Here is a 17,997-nt window from a genome sequence, read left to right on the forward strand (position 1 = left end):
AACCGGTTTGGGTTTCAGGTAGCCTTTTCCCCAGCCAGCCACAAATTTAGGTTAAACCCTGCTAAAGCGGCCTTTCCGCATTGTTGCCCACCCCCGATTTGCCTTACAATCGCCGTTTTCAACGGCAGAGGCCACCATGTCTTCGTCTTCTACCCCGCACACTACAGCCAGCAGCCTGGCCTTATTCCGCCGTCTGTTTGGCTACCTGAAAAACTACCTGCGCATTTTCGCCCTGGCCGTGCTCGGTATGGTGGTGGTGGCCGCTACCGGGCCGATTTTTGCTTGGTTGCTCAAACCGCTGATTAACGAAGGCTTTGTGGAGAAAAACCTTTCCGCCATGCGTTGGGTGCCGTTGGCGATTATCGGCCTGTTTATCTTGCGCGGTATTTTCAACTTCATCAACGAATACAGCACCAGCTACCTCTCCGGCCACCTGGTGCAGCAAATTCGCCGCGAAATGTTTGCCAAAATGCTCAAGCTACCGGCCGGCTATTTCAGCCAACACGGCAGCGGGCGGATTATGTCGCGTATCATGAACGATGCCAGCCAGATTACCGAGGCCGGTTTCAATGTGGTAACTGTAACCGCCAAAGACGGCATCACCGTGGTGGGGTTATTGGGCTTCCTGCTGTATCTGGATTGGCAGCTCACGATTATTACGCTGATTTTAATTCCCGTGTTGGCCTGGTGCGTGCGCCAGGTAAGCAAACGCTTGCGCCAGCTTTCGCGCGAAAGCCAGCAATATGCCGGGCAGATGACGCAGGTGCTGGGCGAGAGCATCACCGGTGAGCGCGTGATTAAAGTGTATGGCGGGCAGGAGCATGAGAAAAACCGCTTCGATGAAACCGCCATCAACGTGCGTCGCAATGGCGTGAAGCAAACTGCCGCCAACTCCTTCAGCACGGCGGTAACCCAGCTGATGATTGCCACCGCGCTGGCCACTATCCTTTATTTGGCTGCCGCCCGCGCCGCTTCCGATTCGTTTAGCGCCGGCGATTTCATGTCCTTCCTTTCCGCCATGCTGATGATGTTCGACCCCATCAAGCGCATGACCGGCATTTCTTCCTCGCTGCAACGCGGCCTGGCCGCCGCCGAGAGCGTGTTCCAGTTTTTAGACGAACCGGTTGAATCCGATAATGGCACAGAAACCCTCAGCGAGCACACCGGCGATATCGAGTTGGTGAACGTGAGCCACCATTATGAAGGCGCCGCCCGCAACAGCCTCGACAACATCAATCTGCACATCCCCAACGGCAGCATGGTGGCCTTGGTGGGCGCGTCCGGCTGCGGCAAAACCACGTTGGCCAACTTATTGCCGCGCTTCTTCGATCCCACCGCGGGCGAAGTGCGTATCGGCGGGCGCGATATCCGCGAGTACAGCATGGCCTCCCTGCGCAAACAAATGGCGCTGGTGAGCCAAGATGTGGTGCTGTTTAACGGCACGGTGGCCGAAAACATCGCCTACGGCCGTTTTGGTGCCGACCCAGCCGATATTGAAGCAGCCGCCAAAGCCGCCAATGCTTGGGAGTTCATCTCTACCATGCCGCAGGGTTTGCAAACCGAAATCGGCCAAAACGGCCTCAAACTCTCCGGCGGCCAGCGCCAGCGTATCGCCATCGCCCGCGCTCTGTTGAAAAACGTGCCCATTCTGATTTTGGACGAAGCCACTAGCGCGCTCGACACCAAATCCGAACGCCTGGTGCAATCCGCGCTCGACAAACTCATGCAGCAGCGTACCACTTTGGTGGTGGCACACCGCCTCTCCACCATCGAGCAGGCCGATAACATTGTGGTGATGCACGAAGGCCGGATTGTCGAGCAGGGCAAACATGCCGAGCTGCTTGCCAAAGGCGGCCGCTACGCCGACCTCTACCGTATGCAGTTCCACGAACAGCAAGAGCAGCAGGCGCAACAGGCAGAAGCCGTCGAAAGCCTGTCGGGCGTGCTTTAATGCTGTTGCATAGGAGTAAAAGTAAAGGCTACCTGAAATCTTTCAGGTAGCCTTTTTAGTATGTTTGTAGGCGAGTGTTTCATAGATTGAATTGCTAACCAGCCTTACATTCAATCGAGCCCAAAAATTTCAGATAGCACATAACACGTTGCAACAGGCTACCTGAAAATATCTACTACTCCGCTATTTCATGATGACACATCACCCACCAGCCGCCCCACAGGCCGACCAGGATAAACGTACAAGCCAGCAGCGACCACCAAGCAAACGGCACACTCAAGAAATATTCCACCGTGCCGCATTGGCCGTAGCCGCGGATAATCGGCTCATACCAATCAAACAGCGGCGCTCCCTGCAAGCGGAAAGTCCACGGCGCACCACAGGAAGGCTGCTGGTCTATGGGCAGACTTTGCAGATGCAGCTGGCTGATGGCTGTCCAGCCGCCCCATAGCGCCGGAATACTCACCAGCATCGCCGCCACCGTCCGCGCCCAGCGGCGTTTCAGCGGCAACAGCATAGAAAGCAGCGAAAGCAGCCCCACGAAAATAATCGACACTCGCTGGATAATACACATCACACATGGGTCCATACCCCGCCCATACTGCATATACAACGACATCGCCGTGCACACCACCGCCACGGCAAAAATGCCCAACAGGATTTTTCGATAAGAACCAATCATGATCTGCTTTCATCCGGCTTGTAAAACAAAGGATATTATTATAAGTCCGCCACCGGAGAACGCCAAACGGCAAAGGCTACCTGAAAAATAAGCTTATCCGATACGCCACTTTGAAGTACACATTTTCAGGAGACTGCATCATTGTTATCCGGCAACGGTAAAGAGGGGAGATCCGGCCAACAATCAAACTCTTTGCGTTGCGTATGGTATTTGCACTCTATTTGTTGTTAAAAATTATCAAATTCATTTGTATTAGGTTGTAAAAGACTATAATCGCGCCTTGAAAATTTATCTATGTTTACTTTTTTTATCAAAAGGAAATCATGCAACACCCGTTCAAACCCACCTTTATCGCCGCCCTGCTGGCCGCTATTGCGCCCGCATGGGCCGATAATGCTGCCGAAAATGAAGGCGGCAGCGCCGAATTGGAAAGCATCCAAATCACTGCCCGCAACCGCAGCACCCGCACCGAAAATCGAAACAGCTACACCACCTCCGCCATGCGCACCACCACGGGGCTTTCGCTGTCGCCCAAGGAAACGCCGCAGTCGGTGAGCGTGATTACCAAACGGCAGATGAGTGACCAAGGCATCACCAGCATGGAAGATGCGCTGAAAACCACTACGGGCGTCAACGTTATCCGCGATACCGGTACGGCGCGCTTCCAATCGCGCGGTTTCTATATCGACCAGATTGAGGAAGACGGCATCAGCAGCGTGGTACCCGGCGCAGTAGCCAACCCCATGTACGATGCACAATCTGCTACTGATTTGGCAGTGTACGATCATATCGAAGTGGTACGCGGTGCCACGGGGCTTACCCAAGCCAACGGCGAGCCGGGCGGCACGGTCAATGCCGTGCGTAAACGCCCGACCTCTTTGCGCCAAATACAAGGCGATGTTTTGTTTAACCGCTTCGGCACCGCCCGTACCACGATTGATGTTTCCGGACCGCTGAACAAAGCGCAAACCCTGCGCGGGCGCGTGGTAGGTGTGGCAAGTAGAGACGGCAGTTTCAAAGACAGTGCGGCAGGGAACACATTCACCTTATACAGCGTGATGGATGCACAGTTAGGTGAGAATACCAAGCTCACTTGGGGCGGGCTGTATCAGCGCAAAATATCCACGCCCGATGACTGGGGTATTCCAATGGGCGTGAACGGCAGCGATTCCGGTCTGCCGCGCGACACTTTCCTCAGCTATGATTGGAGCCGCAACAGAGCCCGTAAAATCAATCTGTTTGCTGAATTGGAGCACTATTTTCCCAATGATTGGAAACTGACCGGCACGCTCAATTACAACAACAACCATTCTTTGAAACGTAACGGCGGCATTTACAGCGGCAGTACTTCCTATGCGGGCTGGACAACCGGCGGCGTTCTGCCTTCCGGCTGGCTTGGCCGATATGACCGCAACGAAAAGCAGTTCACCATCAAAACCAATCTGAACGGCAAATATCGCCTGTTGGAGCAGGAACACGATGTGTTCTTCGGCTATACCTATAACCACAAAAGCGGTGGTGGCGAACGCCGCCAGTTCCGCCATCTTCAGTCTTACGACCCGTCTTCTTTCCGGGGTAACGAAGTGGCCGAGCCGGATTGGTATGCCGGCACACCGTGGATGTTGTGGGACTACGATAATACCGAGCGCAGTTATTCCTTAATGGCCGGCACGCGCTTCAACCCCACCGAAAAGCTGCACATTTTGGCCGGCACGCGCTACACCAATATGACCACCAAGTCTGTGGTGGACTATCATTACACCAGCGGCGCGATCGATAATGACCCGGATAGTGTTACCGAGCGCAACCACCATCGTTTTATTCCGTATTTCGGAATCACTTACGACATCACGCCGCATCACAGCGTATACGCCAGCTACACCAGCATCTTCAAGCCCAACAGCAGCAAAGACCGCTATGAGCGTTATCTACCGCCGGTATTGGGCAGTAACTACGAAATTGGTTGGAAGGGCGAATGGTATGAAGGTAAGCTGAATGCTTCCGTGGCCTTGTTCGATATCGAGCAGAAAAACCGCAGCGTGCAGGTGTACGACAATATCATGTCACGCTGGTATAACGAGCCGGTAGGCCGTGTGCGCAGCCGCGGCGTGGATATGGAAATTTCCGGCAAGCTGACGGACGATTGGCAGCTGTTTGCAGGCTACACGCTTAACAACAGCAAATATTTGGATGCCGAGAACCGCGGTGCGATTCCTGCGGGTACCAATTTCAGCAAGCACACGCCGCGCCATATGTTCCGCCTCTACACCAGCTACCGCCTGCCCGGTGCGGCAAACAAATGGACGATTGGCGGCGGCGTAACGGCACAAAGCGAAACCTCCAGCCTGGCCAATGTGAAGCAGGGCGGTTATGCGCTGTTTAACGCCAATGTGCAATACAGCTTCAACGACAACATGAAGCTCAGCCTGATTGGCAGCAACCTGACCGACCGGCGCGTGTATGAAAACCAGAAAACCCGGCAGAACGGCATCAACAACTATCTGATCGAACCGCGCAACATCATGCTGAAATTCGATTGGAAGCTGTAATCCCGCCGTGCGGGCAAAGAGAAAAGGCTACCTGAAAATTTTCAGGTAGCCTCTATTCGGCGGCGTGGGGCAGGGCGGTTTGCCGTGCCGTTTGCTCAGTTAGAACTTGCTTTTGATGTCGTTGATCAGGCCTTCGGCTTTGCCTTTGGCTTCGCTCATCAGCTCTTCAGCGGATTTTTTGCCTTTTTCCAGCACATCGGCCGCTTGTTTTTCCACATCGGCAATGGCTTCTTTAGCTTTGCCCACGCCTTCTTGAATCAGGCCTTCGGCTTGCAGTTTGCTGCTGCCGATGGCATCGCCCACTTCTTTTTTCACTTTGCCTACGATATCGTCGAAATTGCTCATAAAAATACTCCTTGGTTGCGTGCTATAAGAGTTGAGACTATAAACCTTTTCCGCTTCGCAAGTAAAACCGATTAACCTTGCTTTACCGTTTCAGGCCGCCTTTCCTGCCGCCTGAAAATATGCAGGCGGCTTTTTCATTACCCAATATTATCCATATCCCATTTTCAGATAGCCCGTGAAAACCCTCCGTCGTTTCCTCCGTCTTGCCGCCCCGTTTTGGTTTGCCAAAAGCCAATGGCGCGAATGGCTGCTTTTGGCCGCCGTGGTCGGCTGTTCGCTCGCCATTGTGCGCGTAAGCGTGCTGATTACTGATTGGAACAAAACATTTTACGATGCGCTCGCCGCCTTCGACAGCGCCGCCATGCCAGCGTTGGCTGGCGAATATCTGCTGTATATTACCTTGGTTACCGCCTTGGTCGCCTTCGGCAACTGGTTGCGCAAAATCCTGCTGTTCCGCTGGCGCAGCCACCTTACACAGCAGTTCCAACAGCAATGGCTCGGCCGCAGCCGCCACTACCGCCTGCAACTGCAACACGGCGGCGGGCCGGACAACCCCGACCAGCGCATTGCCGAAGACATCTTCTTGCTCTCGGAAAAAAGCATCGATTTGTTCAAATATTTCATCATGAACGCCGCCAAACTCGGCGCATTCGTGGTGATTTTGTGGCAGCTATCCAGTGTGCAAACCTTCAAAATCTTCGGGCAAAACATCACGGTGTACGGCTATCTGGTGTGGGTGGCGCTGGCCTATTCGGCAGCCTGCACTCTGCTCACTCATCTGATCGGCTGCAAGCTCCAGCCGCTCAACGTGGAACGCCAGCACCGCGAAGCCGACTACCGCGCCACCCTCTTGCGCGTGCGCGACCATGCCGAGCAAATTGCCCTGTATCGCGGCGAAGCTGCCGAACAACGCCGCCTGAACCGCCGCTTTGAAGCCGTCCGCCGCAACTGGCGCGAGCTTATCGACCGCGAACTGCACCTGGAAACCTTTTCCGCCGCCTATCTGCGCCTATCCATGTTTATTCCCATCATCGCCACCCTGCCCATGTATCTGGCACATACCCTCACTTTCGGCGACATGATGAAGGCACGCAGCGCGTTTTCCAACGTGCAGGACGGCTTCGGCTGGTTTATGGATTACTACAAACGCATCATCGAATGGGCATCCGTGGTGGAACGTCTGGACGGTTTTCAGGTAGCCCTGAACACGCTGGACGACATACCGCAAAAGCAGCCCGCACATGATAGCGACGGCGAATCCGGCCAAACCGCCACACTCAAAGCAGACAGCCTTACCCTCCACACCGCAGACGGCCGTACCTTGCTGCATGGCCTCTCGCTCGCCGCCCGTGCCCCCGAATGGCTGCTGCTCGAAGGCCGCAGCGGCATCGGCAAATCCACCCTGCTGCGCACGCTGGCTGGGCTGTGGCCGTATTACCAAGGCCGTTTCGCCATCCAAGGCCGCAGCCTGTTTCTGCCGCAACGCCCCTACCTACCGCACGACAGCCTGCGCAACGTGCTCGCCTACCCATACGCTGCCGCACCTGATAATGCCGCCATCGCCCAAGTATTGAAGCAAACCGGCCTGCCGCGTCTGGCCGCGCTCGATCCCGATGCCGAACACGAGTGGCACAATATCCTCTCTGGTGGCGAACAGCAGCGCCTCAGCCTTGCCCGCGCCTTGCTGCATCGCCCCGATGTATTGTTTCTGGACGAAGCCACCAACCAGCTGGACGACACTTCCGCCGCCGAACTCATGCACACTCTGCGCCAATGCTTGCCGGATGTCTTGTGCATCGGTATCAGCCATCAGGCACGGATTCAGGAACTGTTTGAGCGAAGGGTGGATTTGGCTGGATTTATGGAAGGGGAAATGGCGGGTTGCGAGGCAGAGGGCACCACTTGAAACAAAGGCTACCTGAAATTTCAGGTAGCCTTTCTATTGCCGTGGTTCGGCATTGTTGTAACGATATTTGGTTTTACCGATTTCTTTTAAAGTCTGGCGAACTCCACTATTACGCTCGTTTTAACCGCGTTGGAATCTTGTTTCTGGCTAGCTTTCAGCGAATGGCTGCTGGTTTACTAAGAGCAAGAATATAGTCGGTTGCCCAAATTTTCTCAGTGATGGCTGCCTAGTGGAGGCTACCTGAAAGCAGTTAATGCCTTCATTTATCATACTCAATCTGTTTGCTAGATCCATATTGCTAGCACTTGGGAGACAATTCCGGCAAGCAAGTTTTAATCTATGCAATATTTCGCACAAGCCGGCAAAATAGGCTACAATCGTCCCGTTTTCGACCACCCTCCAAATAAAGGTTGAGCCATGCTAACCGGTAGTCTTGTCGCCATCATTACTCCGATGCGTGAAGATGGCAGTGTCCACTACGAACAATTCCAACACCTGATTGATTGGCACGTTGCCAACGGCACTGATGCCATTGTCGCTGTTGGTACCACCGGCGAGAGCACCACGCTCAGCGTGCCGGAAAAGATTGAAGTGATTGAGGCGGCTATCCGATTTGCCGACGGCCGCATTCCGGTGATTGCCGGTACCGGTGTGAACAGCACCAGCGAAGCCATCGAGCTGTCCCGAGCGGCAGTTGGCTCCGGCGCGTATGCCACGCTCTCTGTGGTGCCGTACTACAACAAACCGCCGCAGGAAGGCATCTACCGCCACTTCGCTGCTATTGCCGAAGCGGCGGATATTCCGATGATTGTGTACAACGTGCCTGGCCGCACCGTGGTTAACATGAATAACGACACCGTGCTGCGCTTGGCTGAAATCCCTAACATCATCGGCATCAAAGAAGCCAGTGGCGACATTGGCCGCATGGTGGATCTGATTAACCGCGTGCCCGAAGATTTTGCCATCTATTCTGGCGATGACCCCACCAGCATGGCAGCCATGCTGTGTGGCGCACACGGTGTGATTACCGTGGCCGGCAACGTGGCGCCCAAGTTGTTTTCCGATATGTGCCGTGCCTCGCTAGCTGGCAATCTGGCCGAAGCCCGTGCGCTGAACGCCAAACTGGTGCCGCTGTATCAAGAAATGTTTTGCGAGCCCAGTCCTGCTGCGCCGAAATGGGCGCTGGAAAAACTGGGCTTGTGCGGCCGTGCCGTGCGCTTGCCGATGGTAAGCCTGAGCGAAACCGGCCAGGCGCGCGTGAGCGCCGCACTGCAAAAACTGCAACTGATTTAATTGGATTTAATTACAAGTTTCAACCCTGAAGGACATAGCTGCATGAACGTATTCAAACTGCCCGCCGCCTTGTTGATGGCCAGCCTGGTGGCCGGTTGCGCTACTAAAACCGAAACGCCAAAGCTAGACTACCAAACTGAAAACCGCAAAGTGGTGAGCTTGGAAGTGCCGCCCGATTTAGACAACCCTTCGCAAGGCAATATATACAACCTGCCCGCTGGCGGCTCAGTGCGGGCCAGCGATGTTGCCCGTAGCCAGCAGGCTGCTGCCAACAAAGCGGGTTCGCCGGTGTTGGCTGAGGTGAAAAACATCACCATGCAGCGAGAAGGTGGTGAGCGTTGGCTGAACATTGCCAACAAAAACCCAGCCGAAGTGTGGCCACTCTTGCACGCTTTCTGGCAAGAGCAGGGCTTCGTGATTGCCCGTGAAGAGCCGGGTATCGGCCTGATGGAAACCGATTGGGCAGAAAATCGCGCCAAACTGCCGCAAGACGGCCTGCGCCGCCTGTTTGAACGCGTCGGCTTGGGCGGTGTATATTCCACCGGCGAGCGCGACAAATTCACCATCCGCCTCGAGCGCAACAGCAAAGGCGGTACCGATGTATTCTTCACCCACCGCGGTATGAAGGAAACCTACGCCGACCACAACAAAAACACCACCATGTGGCAGCCTTCACAGCGCGATACCGCTTTAGAAGCTACGCTGCTCGGCCGCTTCATGCAGTATTTAGGTGCCGACGAACAACAAATTGAGCAAGCGCTGAAACAGCGGCAGGCTGCCGCCCCGCGCAACGGCGATTTGGCCAGCCTGGAAAAAGGCCGCCTGATTTTGCGCGGTAATCAAGCCCGCAATTGGCGTCGTGTCGGCCTTGCGCTCGACCGCATCGGCCTGAGCGTTACTGCCCAAAACACCCAACGCCAAGCCTATTTGGTTCAGGTGGCTCCTGCCGAAGGGAAAGCCGTGCGCACCGAGAAACCCGGCTTCTTCAGCCGCCTATTCGGCCGCAGCAGCAAACCTGCCGAACCGCAGGCACAGCCTGAATTTGTGGTGGCTGTGCAGCCGCAAGGCAATAACAGCAGCCAATTGGTGTTATCCAACAAAGACGGCAGCCCCTACCAAGGCGCGGATGCACAAACTTGGCTGGGCCGCCTGTATAACGAACTGCGCTGATGGCACAATGAGAAAGTAGCCTTTAATGCAGATTAAAGGCTACTTCTGTATTGTCTGTATTCAAGGCTACCTGAAAGTTTGTTGTATCCAAGAGGCTGTTTTTCCTTAATCCAACTATGCCGATAGTTTTCAGGTAGCCTTATCCCGCTCGCCAGGCAGCTTGGAAAGCCTTTATGGCAAACAAAAACAAATAGAGAACTGTTACAATACGCCGCATTTGTTTCCTTATTTTCGACCATCATTCAGGAGTTGCACATGCTTTTGTTCTTGCTAATTATTGTTGCCGTTGCCATCAGTTGGCTGGTTAAGGTTTACAACACCTTGCAAAGCAGTATGCAGAGCATTCGCGAAGGGTTTTCCAATTTGCAGGCTGGTTTGAAAAAACGCCAGCAGCTCAGTGGGCAGATTATCGAAATTGCATCCGGCTATTTGGAACACGAGCAAATCACGCAACTTAAAGTAGCTCAGGCTAACAATACCCAACATATGATGGCTATGGCGCAATCGTTTCCGCAACTGAAAGCTAATGCCACCTATCAAAAGCTGATGGGGCAGCTGGAGCGCTTGGAAAATGAAATTCTCGAGCGTCGTGAAAGCTACAACAACCGCGTGCGCCGTTTCAACAGCTACCGCAACTCCTTCCCCGCCGTGTTGGTGGCGCAGAAGCTGTCGTTTGGCACGGTGGAATATTTCAACAGCGATGATGAAAAATTTGATGCACAGGCACAGAGTTTTGCCCGCGACGATACCGAATGCTTGCAAAAAATTATTGGCAGCAGCGCACAGGCGGTTAAATCGGCATCCGAACACGCAACACGGGCAGCCAAAGAAGGTGTATCGCAGCTAAAACAGCAATATGGCGACAAACCTAATGTAGTAGATACCACGCAGGATGTAATAGCACAAAATGAGGAATCGCAGGATACCGGGCAGCCAAACGGTTCGCCACAATAAAAGATTGGCCGTTTATGTTTTCAGGTAGCCTTCCCGGCTACCCGAAAACATAGGCTGTTACAAAGCCGGAACAGGGTAAGGAGTATCCGGCTAATTTTTATTTGCCGAAAGGTTGCCTGAAAGCGCATCCTTTAACGGAAGTGAATTCAGAATTCGCCATTTCCGTCTCATTCGGATTCAAATGATCTATTGAAATCAAATTAATCCTAAATTTAACCTTTCTTGCTCTAACGCATATTGCCATGAATAAAACCAGACGCTACCTGAAACTTACCGCGCTGTTCACGATACTATTTATCCTGTTGCTGCTCGCGGGCAATGTGTTATTTATTTTGAAATACACCGCCGCAGCTGTAGCCTGTTTCCTGGCCGCCTTCCTGTGCATGGCCGGGCAGATGGCTTCGTTGGCCAAGTTTTTACGCGAAAAACAGCTGGTCGCCCAACAGATGCAGCAGGCTGTTTCACAGCAGGTAGAAAATGAAGCTCAACCGACAGGTAAGGAGGTAACGTGAAAAAATTAGTATTAGCCAGTACCAACGCCGGAAAATTGCGTGAATTCAACACTCTGTTTGTCAAACTCGGCTGGCAGGTATGTCCCCAGTCGGATTTTGCCGTGCCCGAATGCCCGGAACCGCATGTTAGTTTTGTGGAAAACGCGCTGGTAAAGGCACGGCATGCCAGCCGACATAGCGATTTGCCCGCACTGGCTGACGACAGCGGTATTTGCGCGCCTGCCCTAAACGGCGCACCGGGCGTGCTCTCCGCACGCTATGCCGGAGAGGAGCTGCGTTCTGATGCTGCTAACAACGCCAAACTGAGTGCTGACTTGGCTGCGCAGGCCAACCGCGCCGTGTATTACGTTTGCGTGCTGGTTTTAGTGCGCCACGCCGATGACCCTCAGCCGCTGATTGCAGAAGGTGTGTGGCACGGGCAATGGCAGGAACAGGCCGCCGGGAGCAACGGCTTTGGCTACGATCCACATTTCTACCTACCCGATTTGCAGCAAACTGCCGCCCAGCTTGCACCAGACACCAAAAACCAACTTAGCCACCGTGCTCAAGCTTTGCGGCAACTGGCAGAAAAAATCCGTGCCGGATTTTAACAGCATGAAACACCCGTTACCCATTCTGCAGGTCAAAGGCTACCTGAAAATAAACATAGTAAATTTTGCCAAAACAAACGCAGTGAGTTTTTGCGGAGCTAAAACTAATGCAGCAGGTTTCGTCAAAATCGGCATGGCCGGCTACGCTATGCTGCTGGCCGCCTGTTCTACCTTGCCCGCCAGTGCCGAACCTGCTAGGAACAACATCATTAGCGGCGAAGTGGTTCGTGCGTGGGACGGTGATACGCTACATCTGCAAGACCACCGCTCCGGTCAACGGCATAAACTCCGCCTTGCCGGCATCGATGCGCCGGAATTGGAGCAAGCCCAGGGCAAAGCCTGCCGCGACCGTTTGGCCGAACAAGTGCTGCATCGACAAGTACAGGCCGAAATCGTGGATACCGACCGCTACGGCCGCAAAGTGCGCACAAATCCGCCTAAATGGCCAGGATATCAACCGACAGCAGGTGGCCGACGGCTGCGCCTGGCACTATCGCCGCTACGCCCGCGAATGGCAGAGCGAGGCCGAATATGCCGCTTATGCGGAAGCTGAGGTGCAAGCCAAAAACCAGCGGTTCGGTCTGTGGCGGCAAGCTTCTCCACAGGCACCGTGGCAGTTTCGTCATCGGCAGCCACAACAGTATTGGCATTGAAAAGGCCACCTGAAAATGTGAGCCTCAACGAAGCTAAAACGAGGTTGCAACAAAGTAAAAACGGATGGAATAAGCTTTGCCAAAACCAGGCATCTGCTTAATCAAAATCGTTCGCAATAAAACCACCTATCCCTGCCAACACAATGCTATAATTTACAGATTTTTCCGCCGCCGTGCGGGTTAACTTTATTCAGAAAGACAATATGGCAGCCTTCAACACACAAAAAGTCCTGTCCGTACACCACTGGACTGACGCCTATTTCACCTTCACCTGCACCCGCGACGACAGCCTGCGCTTTGAAAACGGCCAATTCGTCATGGTCGGCCTGCTGGTGGACGGCAAACCTCTGATGCGTGCCTACAGCGTGGCTTCCGCCAACTGGGAAGAGCATCTCGAATTTTTCAGCATTAAAGTGCCAGATGGCCCGCTCACCAGCCGCCTGCAGCACCTCAAAGTTGGCGACGAAGTGCTCATCAGCAAAAAGCCCACCGGCACCCTGATTTGTGGTGATTTAAATCCCGGTAAACATCTCTATTTGCTCTCAACCGGCACTGGTATTGCCCCGTTTTTAAGCATCACCAAAGATCTGGAAGTGTATGAGCAGTTTGAAAAAGTGATTCTCGTGCACGGTGTGCGCTATAAAAAAGACCTCGCCTACTACGATCGCTTCACCCAAGAGCTGCCTAATCACGAATACCTGGGTGAAATGATTCGTGAGAAACTGATTTACTACCCAATTGTTTCTCGTGAGGAATTTCAACATCAAGGTCGTCTCACCGATTTGATGCGGAGCGGCAAACTGTTCGAAGATATCGGCCTGCCACCGATTAACCCACAAGACGACCGTGCTATGCTGTGTGGCAGCCCGGCCATGCTCAAAGACACCAGTGATGTGCTCAACAGCTTTGGCTTAACTGTGTCGCCCAAAATGGGGCAGCGCGGCGATTATCTGATTGAGCGCGCGTTTGTAGACCAATAAAGTTTGAGTATTTTAGTGAAGAAAAGGCTACCTGGAAACGCAGCGAGGCGAAGTTTCTGCGAAGCTAAAATTTCCGGTAGCCTTTGAGGACGGATGGATTGCTGCCTTGTGTGAGAAATGGGCTCTCTATCAGCTGCTGTCTGCTTTTGGCAAATACAGAATCAGTGCTGTTTTCCAGTGTATCAGCAATATGGTTATCGATTCATCCCGTACCAGTAAAGGCAGCACGATGGATTCACCGCATGTAATCAGGTTGGCGGTGATGTCGTAGTAGAACAGGTTGCTTGTCGGTACGCTGTCGAGCAAGTGCAGTAAAGTAGAGCAAATAGCAGAATTGGTGTAGGGTGGGATATATTGCTTGAATGAAAACTGCACCCAAGATGCAGTTTCATGATCAGGGTTGTCCAGCTAGTGAACAAGAAAGTTTTCGATTAAATGACAGGTAGCTCGCGGATAGGTAGAAATTGTAGACACCTACAGCATAATGTAATTCTTCGTTATTACTGTCTAGCCAAGAGGGCAGTTTGGTGTGGGAATCGGTGTGGCAGTGTTAGTAGACGTCGACTGGAGTCTTCATGTTTTATCAGACATAGAAGGGGAGAACTTGAGAAATTTAGCGGGACTTGTTTTACTTGTTTTTATTTTGTTTAAGCTTTGCTTTCAGGCGGCCTTCGTAGCGGATTCACATACTTTGTGATGTGAGTTGGCGAGTATAAGCTTAAGCTGCTCAGGCATATGGGAAGATGCAACGTTGTATGATAAATATATAAGAAAAGGCTTAACTATTTTTAGTTAAGCCTTTGGCTTTTTGGTCGGAGTGAAAGGATTCGAACCTTCGACCCCTTGCACCCCATGCAAGTGCGCTACCAGACTGCGCCACACTCCGACTTCCGAAAAAAACGATTCTAAGCTGTTTTTTGCGGCTTGGCAAGGACTGCTTCGATTTTTTCTAAAATTACCTGCAAATCCTGCCAAACTTCTTCAGCAGTGGCAGCGGGGCGATTTAGGCTGTCGTGGCCGTTTAGATTGAAACGGTCGATGTAGGTGGGGAAACTGCCGCTTAATTTACGGATCTTCACCACATCTTGCCGGGTGTATTGGTTGCCGCCATGGCCGATCACTACGCCGTTATCTTGCTGCCATTGGAAGAATTGTTCGGGCTGGATATCGGCTAGATAGCACAATTCTTCCAGGCTGAAGTAGCGTTTAACCGGAATGGGCGGTAAGGCGCGTTCAGTTTTGTTTACCATAGTGGTGTTCCACCATGCCTTTGAGTTTTTGGCTGGCGTGGAAGGTTACCACTCGGCGAGCGGTAATCGGAACTTCTTTGCCGGTTTTGGGATTGCGGCCAGGGCGTTGCGGTTTGTCACGCAGTTGGAAGTTGCCGAAGCCGGAAATTTTGATTTCCTCACCGCGTTCTAAAGTGGCGCGGATCTCTTCGAAGAAGAGTTCAACGATTTCTTTTGCATCGCTCTTGCTAATATTGCTGACTTTTTCTACCAGAATATTGGCCAATTCTGCTTTAGTGAGTGTCATTGAGTTTACCTCTAAAGTTACTAAGTTGAGAATTATCGCTAATTACTTTTTAGAAATCAAGTGAATGCTGCTACATGCGGAAAAATCTGTGAAATGAGACGACAGATTATGTGGCAATTTGTTCATTATGCCTATAAACAGTGGATTTCACTGGCAGCTGTTCCAAAAAGGCTACCTGAAAAATGGCTGTGCTTTGATATGGCCAAAGCTCATTTTTCTACAATGCGAGCTAACGCAGTAGGAAGAAAACCAGTGCTTTGGCTATATTTGCAGCCAGGTTTGTAGTGCGACTGGATTTTCGATAGTAAGCCAGGCGGTGTTGGCGGCGGCAAGCCGTACAGTGGCAGAGGTGTGATACAACACGCCGTATCGGAAGTAGTGCAATTTGGCTTGGCTGCTGGCTTTCTGCTGCTGCCATTGAACGGCGAAGTCATTGGCAGCATAGCCGTTGATGGCAATGATGCGGTCGCCTGCAGCAAGGCCTGCTTGTTCGGCACTGCCGCCGTTGAGTACGTGGCTTAGGGTGATGTCGCTGCTGTTTTGCTGGAAGCGGGCACCGAAGTCGTTGGCTGGCAGAGTAGGGGGTAACAGCCCGCAGCCGCCGTTGTGCGAGGGTGGCAAGGGCAACCAATGCAGGCGCAAGCCAGCGTGGGCGAGGGCGGTTTCGAAAGGCAGGGCTTGGGTACTGCGGATGAGTTGGTTAAACAGGCTACGTAAGTCGAGGCCAGTGATGGTTTGGGCAAGCTCTTCCCATTCAGTTTCGTGCAGGGGTTGTTTTCTGGTCAGCCAGTCCTGATAGAGGGCTTGCATGATGCTGTCGAGACTATGCCGGCTTTGCTTGCGTATGTACAGGTCGAGGCAAAGGGCGGCGAGGGTGCCTTGCTGGTAGTAGCTGGTAATGACATTGGGACTGTTCTCGTTTTGCTTATAATATTTGTCCCAGGCGTGGAAGCTGGATTGGGCTAGGGTTTGCAGGCGGTGTCCGGGATTGCGGTGTACTCGGGTGATGGTTTTGGCTAAGAGCTCGAGATAGGCGGTGGGGCTGATACAACCGCTACGCACGAGGAATAGGTTGTCGTAATAGGAGGTGATGCCTTCGAATGCCCATAAAAGCTCGGTGTAGGCTTCTTGGTTGAGATCAGATTGGGCGAGGGCGGCGGGTTTGATGGATTTGACGTTCCAGGCATGGAAGTATTCGTGGGAAATCAGGCCGAGCAGCTGGGTGTAGTTGGCAGAGGCTTCGACAAGATTATTTTCAGGTAGCCAGCTACGATCGGCGAGCAGGGCGGTGGATGATGTGTGCTCGAGGCCGCCGTAGACGTGATCGCCCAGGTGCAGCAAGAAGGTGTAGTGCGTAAATGGGGCGGGGTTGGGGAAGAATTGGAGTTGGGCGGTGCAGATGGCTTGGGTGTCGGCCAGCAGGCGTTGACGGTCGAAGTCGGGGTAGTGGCCGCTGAGGACGATGCGATGTGGAATGCCGGCAGCGGTGAATTCGAGAATTTCGAGGGTGCCGGATTCAAGCGGGCAATCGATAAGATGACGGTAGTTGTTTGCTTGGTAGAGATGGTTATCCAGTCTGGGCAGGGCGGTGGCGGTTTGCCATTGGCTGGGGAAACAGAGTTCGACTTGGTGTGGCTCTTCGGTGTGTGAGGCTACCTGAAAAAACAGGGCGGCGCCGTCGAAGAAGGCGCGTTCGCTATCTAAATAGCAGCCGCGTACGGAGAGATCGAAGGCATAAACGTCGTATTCAATGAGCCAGTCGCCGAGTGTGTTTTCTTCGGCCTGCCAGATATTTTTGCTGACGGCTTGTAAGTTGGCAGTTTGGCCGTTACAGCTGGCTTCAATACGGACGATGTGCCGGGCAAACTCGCGAATCATATAGCTACCGGGCACCCAGTTGGGCAGGGTAAGGCGGACGGCTTGGCTGCCGCAGTGGCTGAAACGCAGGCAGACGCGGAAGAGATGCTGTTCAGGCAAGGGAGTAATGGTGTAGTGGAGCATTTGCTTGTTTCGCTAGAACTGAATGGGATACAGCTTTTTCAGGAAACCTGTTTTGTTAAAAATGAAAATTTGCTTTATATACTGTTTAAGTTACATGCAATACCAGTATTAAAGGAGAGTACAGCTATCTTTCAATATAGAGAATAGAGATTTTTCATGAGAACATAAACCTATAACTACAAAGTAGTGCGGCAGTTTGCCGTGATGACGGTGGTTGGGGTGTGGTTGGAATATTGGTTAGAGTAACTGTGACTGCACAGCTCTATTTTCCGCAGCTGAATCTATCTGAGTTGGGGCCGTGGTTCCCTTCTGGCCGTTTACGTCCACCGCATACCAATGCCATTATTTTTGTATTCGGTAGCTGTGGCTTAATTGCCACATCTTAATTATGGTGCAGCACGCTTGTAACGCTCGTCTATATGGCGGTTGACTACCAGCCTTTACATTCTGGAGCTGGCAGCTGGTGATTCTGCTGGCGGCGGTTGCCCTGCCAATGAACTATACCAAGGAAATTGGAGTATACCGATCAATATTGCCTACTACTACGACAAATTCAAAACGCACTACGATGAAGAGGAGCGGCACATCATCGATGATAATGATTCGATCAATAACAACAACCAGACTCCCTAAAGCCGTGAATACGGAGCACAACAATGAATACATCCCTCTTTAAACTGGCAATTTCCGGAACTACTACATTACTGGCATCGTCGCAATCAGCTTTATCAGGCTGATATGGCTAATTTTGTCGCAAAGTAAAGTTAAGATACCGGCCAAAGGCGAAGATGTAAAAACCACCGGCCACAATTGGAACGGCATCGAGGAATACAACGATCCGCTGTCACACTCTAGTGTTTTACCTCATATTATTC

The 17,997-nt window shown here is 52.7% G+C and carries 17 protein-coding genes, 1 tRNA gene and 2 pseudogenes; 14 read left to right on the plus strand and 6 right to left on the minus strand.

The window, feature by feature from the left end:
- Nucleotides 1-136: 136 nt before the first annotated feature.
- Entirely contained in the window at nucleotides 137-1,951 is a 1,815-nt protein-coding gene (gene msbA, locus A7Q03_RS02040; RefSeq protein WP_067446882.1) for a lipid A export permease/ATP-binding protein MsbA, read from the plus strand.
- A gap of 175 nt (nucleotides 1,952-2,126) precedes the next feature.
- On the opposite strand, the gene A7Q03_RS02045 is transcribed toward msbA, so the two are convergent.
- Entirely contained in the window at nucleotides 2,127-2,633 is a 507-nt protein-coding gene (locus A7Q03_RS02045) for a disulfide bond formation protein B (RefSeq protein WP_067446884.1), read from the minus strand.
- 323 nt (nucleotides 2,634-2,956) lie between these two features.
- Between A7Q03_RS02045 and A7Q03_RS02050 the strand changes: the two genes are divergently transcribed.
- Nucleotides 2,957-5,182 carry a TonB-dependent siderophore receptor gene (locus tag A7Q03_RS02050; RefSeq protein ID WP_067446886.1) on the plus strand — a complete coding sequence of 742 codons (2,226 nt, stop codon included), beginning with the start codon at nucleotides 2,957-2,959 and terminating at the stop codon, nucleotides 5,180-5,182.
- A 99-nt stretch (nucleotides 5,183-5,281) separates the two neighbouring features.
- Here the strand turns inward: A7Q03_RS02050 and A7Q03_RS02055 are convergent, their stop codons facing one another.
- A complete protein-coding gene (locus A7Q03_RS02055; RefSeq protein ID WP_049258466.1) occupies nucleotides 5,282-5,527 on the minus strand; it encodes a CsbD family protein in 246 nt (81 codons plus the stop codon).
- 175 nt (nucleotides 5,528-5,702) lie between these two features.
- Between A7Q03_RS02055 and A7Q03_RS02060 the strand changes: the two genes are divergently transcribed.
- From A7Q03_RS02060 to A7Q03_RS02095, 9 genes are all read left to right on the plus strand, one after another.
- Entirely contained in the window at nucleotides 5,703-7,433 is a 1,731-nt protein-coding gene (locus tag A7Q03_RS02060; protein WP_067446888.1) for an ABC transporter ATP-binding protein/permease, read from the plus strand.
- A gap of 417 nt (nucleotides 7,434-7,850) precedes the next feature.
- Complete coding sequence (dapA, locus tag A7Q03_RS02065; RefSeq protein ID WP_067446890.1) at nucleotides 7,851-8,726, plus strand: 4-hydroxy-tetrahydrodipicolinate synthase; 876 nt, start codon at nucleotides 7,851-7,853, stop codon at nucleotides 8,724-8,726.
- A gap of 42 nt (nucleotides 8,727-8,768) precedes the next feature.
- The gene (bamC, locus tag A7Q03_RS02070) at nucleotides 8,769-9,896 is read left to right on the plus strand and encodes an outer membrane protein assembly factor BamC (RefSeq protein ID WP_067446892.1); all 1,128 of its coding nucleotides are present in this window, start codon (nucleotides 8,769-8,771) and stop codon (nucleotides 9,894-9,896) included.
- A gap of 255 nt (nucleotides 9,897-10,151) precedes the next feature.
- Entirely contained in the window at nucleotides 10,152-10,850 is a 699-nt protein-coding gene (locus A7Q03_RS02075; protein WP_082880648.1) for a LemA family protein, read from the plus strand.
- 242 nt (nucleotides 10,851-11,092) lie between these two features.
- A complete protein-coding gene (locus A7Q03_RS02080) occupies nucleotides 11,093-11,362 on the plus strand; it encodes an NGO_0222 family membrane protein (protein ID WP_067446894.1) in 270 nt (89 codons plus the stop codon).
- Complete coding sequence (gene rdgB / locus A7Q03_RS02085; RefSeq protein WP_067446896.1) at nucleotides 11,359-11,952, plus strand: RdgB/HAM1 family non-canonical purine NTP pyrophosphatase; 594 nt, start codon at nucleotides 11,359-11,361, stop codon at nucleotides 11,950-11,952. Before A7Q03_RS02080 ends, rdgB begins: the two co-directional genes overlap by 4 nt.
- Before the next feature lie 82 nt (nucleotides 11,953-12,034).
- The gene (locus A7Q03_RS02090; protein ID WP_255361787.1) at nucleotides 12,035-12,505 is read left to right on the plus strand and encodes a thermonuclease family protein; all 471 of its coding nucleotides are present in this window, start codon (nucleotides 12,035-12,037) and stop codon (nucleotides 12,503-12,505) included.
- Nucleotides 12,420-12,605 (plus strand): hypothetical protein, encoded by a 186-nt coding sequence (locus A7Q03_RS10705; protein WP_255361282.1) that lies wholly within the window; start codon nucleotides 12,420-12,422, stop codon nucleotides 12,603-12,605. The genes A7Q03_RS02090 and A7Q03_RS10705 overlap by 86 nt, the downstream gene beginning before the upstream one ends.
- 203 nt (nucleotides 12,606-12,808) lie before the next feature.
- The gene (locus A7Q03_RS02095; RefSeq protein ID WP_067446898.1) at nucleotides 12,809-13,585 is read left to right on the plus strand and encodes a ferredoxin--NADP reductase; all 777 of its coding nucleotides are present in this window, start codon (nucleotides 12,809-12,811) and stop codon (nucleotides 13,583-13,585) included.
- Between the two features lie 809 nt (nucleotides 13,586-14,394).
- Here the strand turns inward: A7Q03_RS02095 and A7Q03_RS02100 are convergent.
- The 4 genes from A7Q03_RS02100 to A7Q03_RS02115 all read right to left on the minus strand — a co-directional run bounded on the left by A7Q03_RS02100 (nucleotide 14,395) and on the right by A7Q03_RS02115 (nucleotide 17,122).
- Nucleotides 14,395-14,471 (minus strand) — tRNA-Pro (locus A7Q03_RS02100).
- Between the two features lie 19 nt (nucleotides 14,472-14,490).
- The gene (locus tag A7Q03_RS02105; protein ID WP_067439022.1) at nucleotides 14,491-14,835 is read right to left on the minus strand and encodes a hypothetical protein; all 345 of its coding nucleotides are present in this window, start codon (nucleotides 14,833-14,835) and stop codon (nucleotides 14,491-14,493) included.
- Nucleotides 14,819-15,121: an integration host factor subunit alpha gene (locus tag A7Q03_RS02110; RefSeq protein WP_067439019.1), complete on the minus strand. Its 303-nt coding sequence runs from the start codon at nucleotides 15,119-15,121 to the stop codon at nucleotides 14,819-14,821. Before A7Q03_RS02110 ends, A7Q03_RS02105 begins: the two co-directional genes overlap by 17 nt.
- Nucleotides 15,122-15,382: 261 nt before the next feature.
- Complete coding sequence (locus A7Q03_RS02115) at nucleotides 15,383-17,122, minus strand: M61 family metallopeptidase (RefSeq protein ID WP_067446900.1); 1,740 nt, start codon at nucleotides 17,120-17,122, stop codon at nucleotides 15,383-15,385.
- Between the two features lie 204 nt (nucleotides 17,123-17,326).
- Here A7Q03_RS02115 and A7Q03_RS10535 point away from each other — a divergent pair.
- From A7Q03_RS10535 to A7Q03_RS10540, 3 genes and pseudogenes are all read left to right on the plus strand, one after another.
- Nucleotides 17,327-17,630: pseudogene (locus tag A7Q03_RS10535) on the plus strand (cytochrome C oxidase Cbb3); the annotation flags it as partial.
- The gene (locus tag A7Q03_RS10070; RefSeq protein ID WP_153705442.1) at nucleotides 17,549-17,755 is read left to right on the plus strand and encodes a hypothetical protein; all 207 of its coding nucleotides are present in this window, start codon (nucleotides 17,549-17,551) and stop codon (nucleotides 17,753-17,755) included. The pseudogene A7Q03_RS10535 and the gene A7Q03_RS10070, both read left to right, overlap by 82 nt.
- 67 nt (nucleotides 17,756-17,822) lie before the next feature.
- A pseudogene (locus tag A7Q03_RS10540) lies at nucleotides 17,823-17,966 on the plus strand (cbb3-type cytochrome c oxidase N-terminal domain-containing protein); the annotation flags it as partial.
- Nucleotides 17,967-17,997: the final 31 nt, after the last annotated feature.

The sequence above is a fragment of the Eikenella sp. NML99-0057 genome, assembly GCF_001648535.1.
GTDB lineage: Bacteria > Pseudomonadota > Gammaproteobacteria > Burkholderiales > Neisseriaceae > Eikenella > Eikenella exigua.

What these genes read in the sequence shown, in the direction of transcription:
- A7Q03_RS02080 (WP_067446894.1), top strand. Translation starts at nt 11,093, where the DNA reads ATGAATAAAACCAGACGCTACCTGAAACTTACCGCGCTGTTCACGATA.
- dapA (WP_067446890.1), top strand. Translation starts at nt 7,851, where the DNA reads ATGCTAACCGGTAGTCTTGTCGCCATCATTACTCCGATGCGTGAAGAT.
- msbA (WP_067446882.1), top strand. Translation starts at nt 137, where the DNA reads ATGTCTTCGTCTTCTACCCCGCACACTACAGCCAGCAGCCTGGCCTTA.
- A7Q03_RS02050 (WP_067446886.1), top strand. Translation starts at nt 2,957, where the DNA reads ATGCAACACCCGTTCAAACCCACCTTTATCGCCGCCCTGCTGGCCGCT.
- A7Q03_RS02045 (WP_067446884.1), bottom strand. Translation starts at nt 2,633, where the DNA reads ATGATTGGTTCTTATCGAAAAATCCTGTTGGGCATTTTTGCCGTGGCG.
- bamC (WP_067446892.1), top strand. Translation starts at nt 8,769, where the DNA reads ATGAACGTATTCAAACTGCCCGCCGCCTTGTTGATGGCCAGCCTGGTG.
- A7Q03_RS02105 (WP_067439022.1), bottom strand. Translation starts at nt 14,835, where the DNA reads ATGGTAAACAAAACTGAACGCGCCTTACCGCCCATTCCGGTTAAACGC.
- A7Q03_RS02095 (WP_067446898.1), top strand. Translation starts at nt 12,809, where the DNA reads ATGGCAGCCTTCAACACACAAAAAGTCCTGTCCGTACACCACTGGACT.
- A7Q03_RS02075 (WP_082880648.1), top strand. Translation starts at nt 10,152, where the DNA reads ATGCTTTTGTTCTTGCTAATTATTGTTGCCGTTGCCATCAGTTGGCTG.
- A7Q03_RS02110 (WP_067439019.1), bottom strand. Translation starts at nt 15,121, where the DNA reads ATGACACTCACTAAAGCAGAATTGGCCAATATTCTGGTAGAAAAAGTC.
- A7Q03_RS02115 (WP_067446900.1), bottom strand. Translation starts at nt 17,122, where the DNA reads ATGCTCCACTACACCATTACTCCCTTGCCTGAACAGCATCTCTTCCGC.
- A7Q03_RS02055 (WP_049258466.1), bottom strand. Translation starts at nt 5,527, where the DNA reads ATGAGCAATTTCGACGATATCGTAGGCAAAGTGAAAAAAGAAGTGGGC.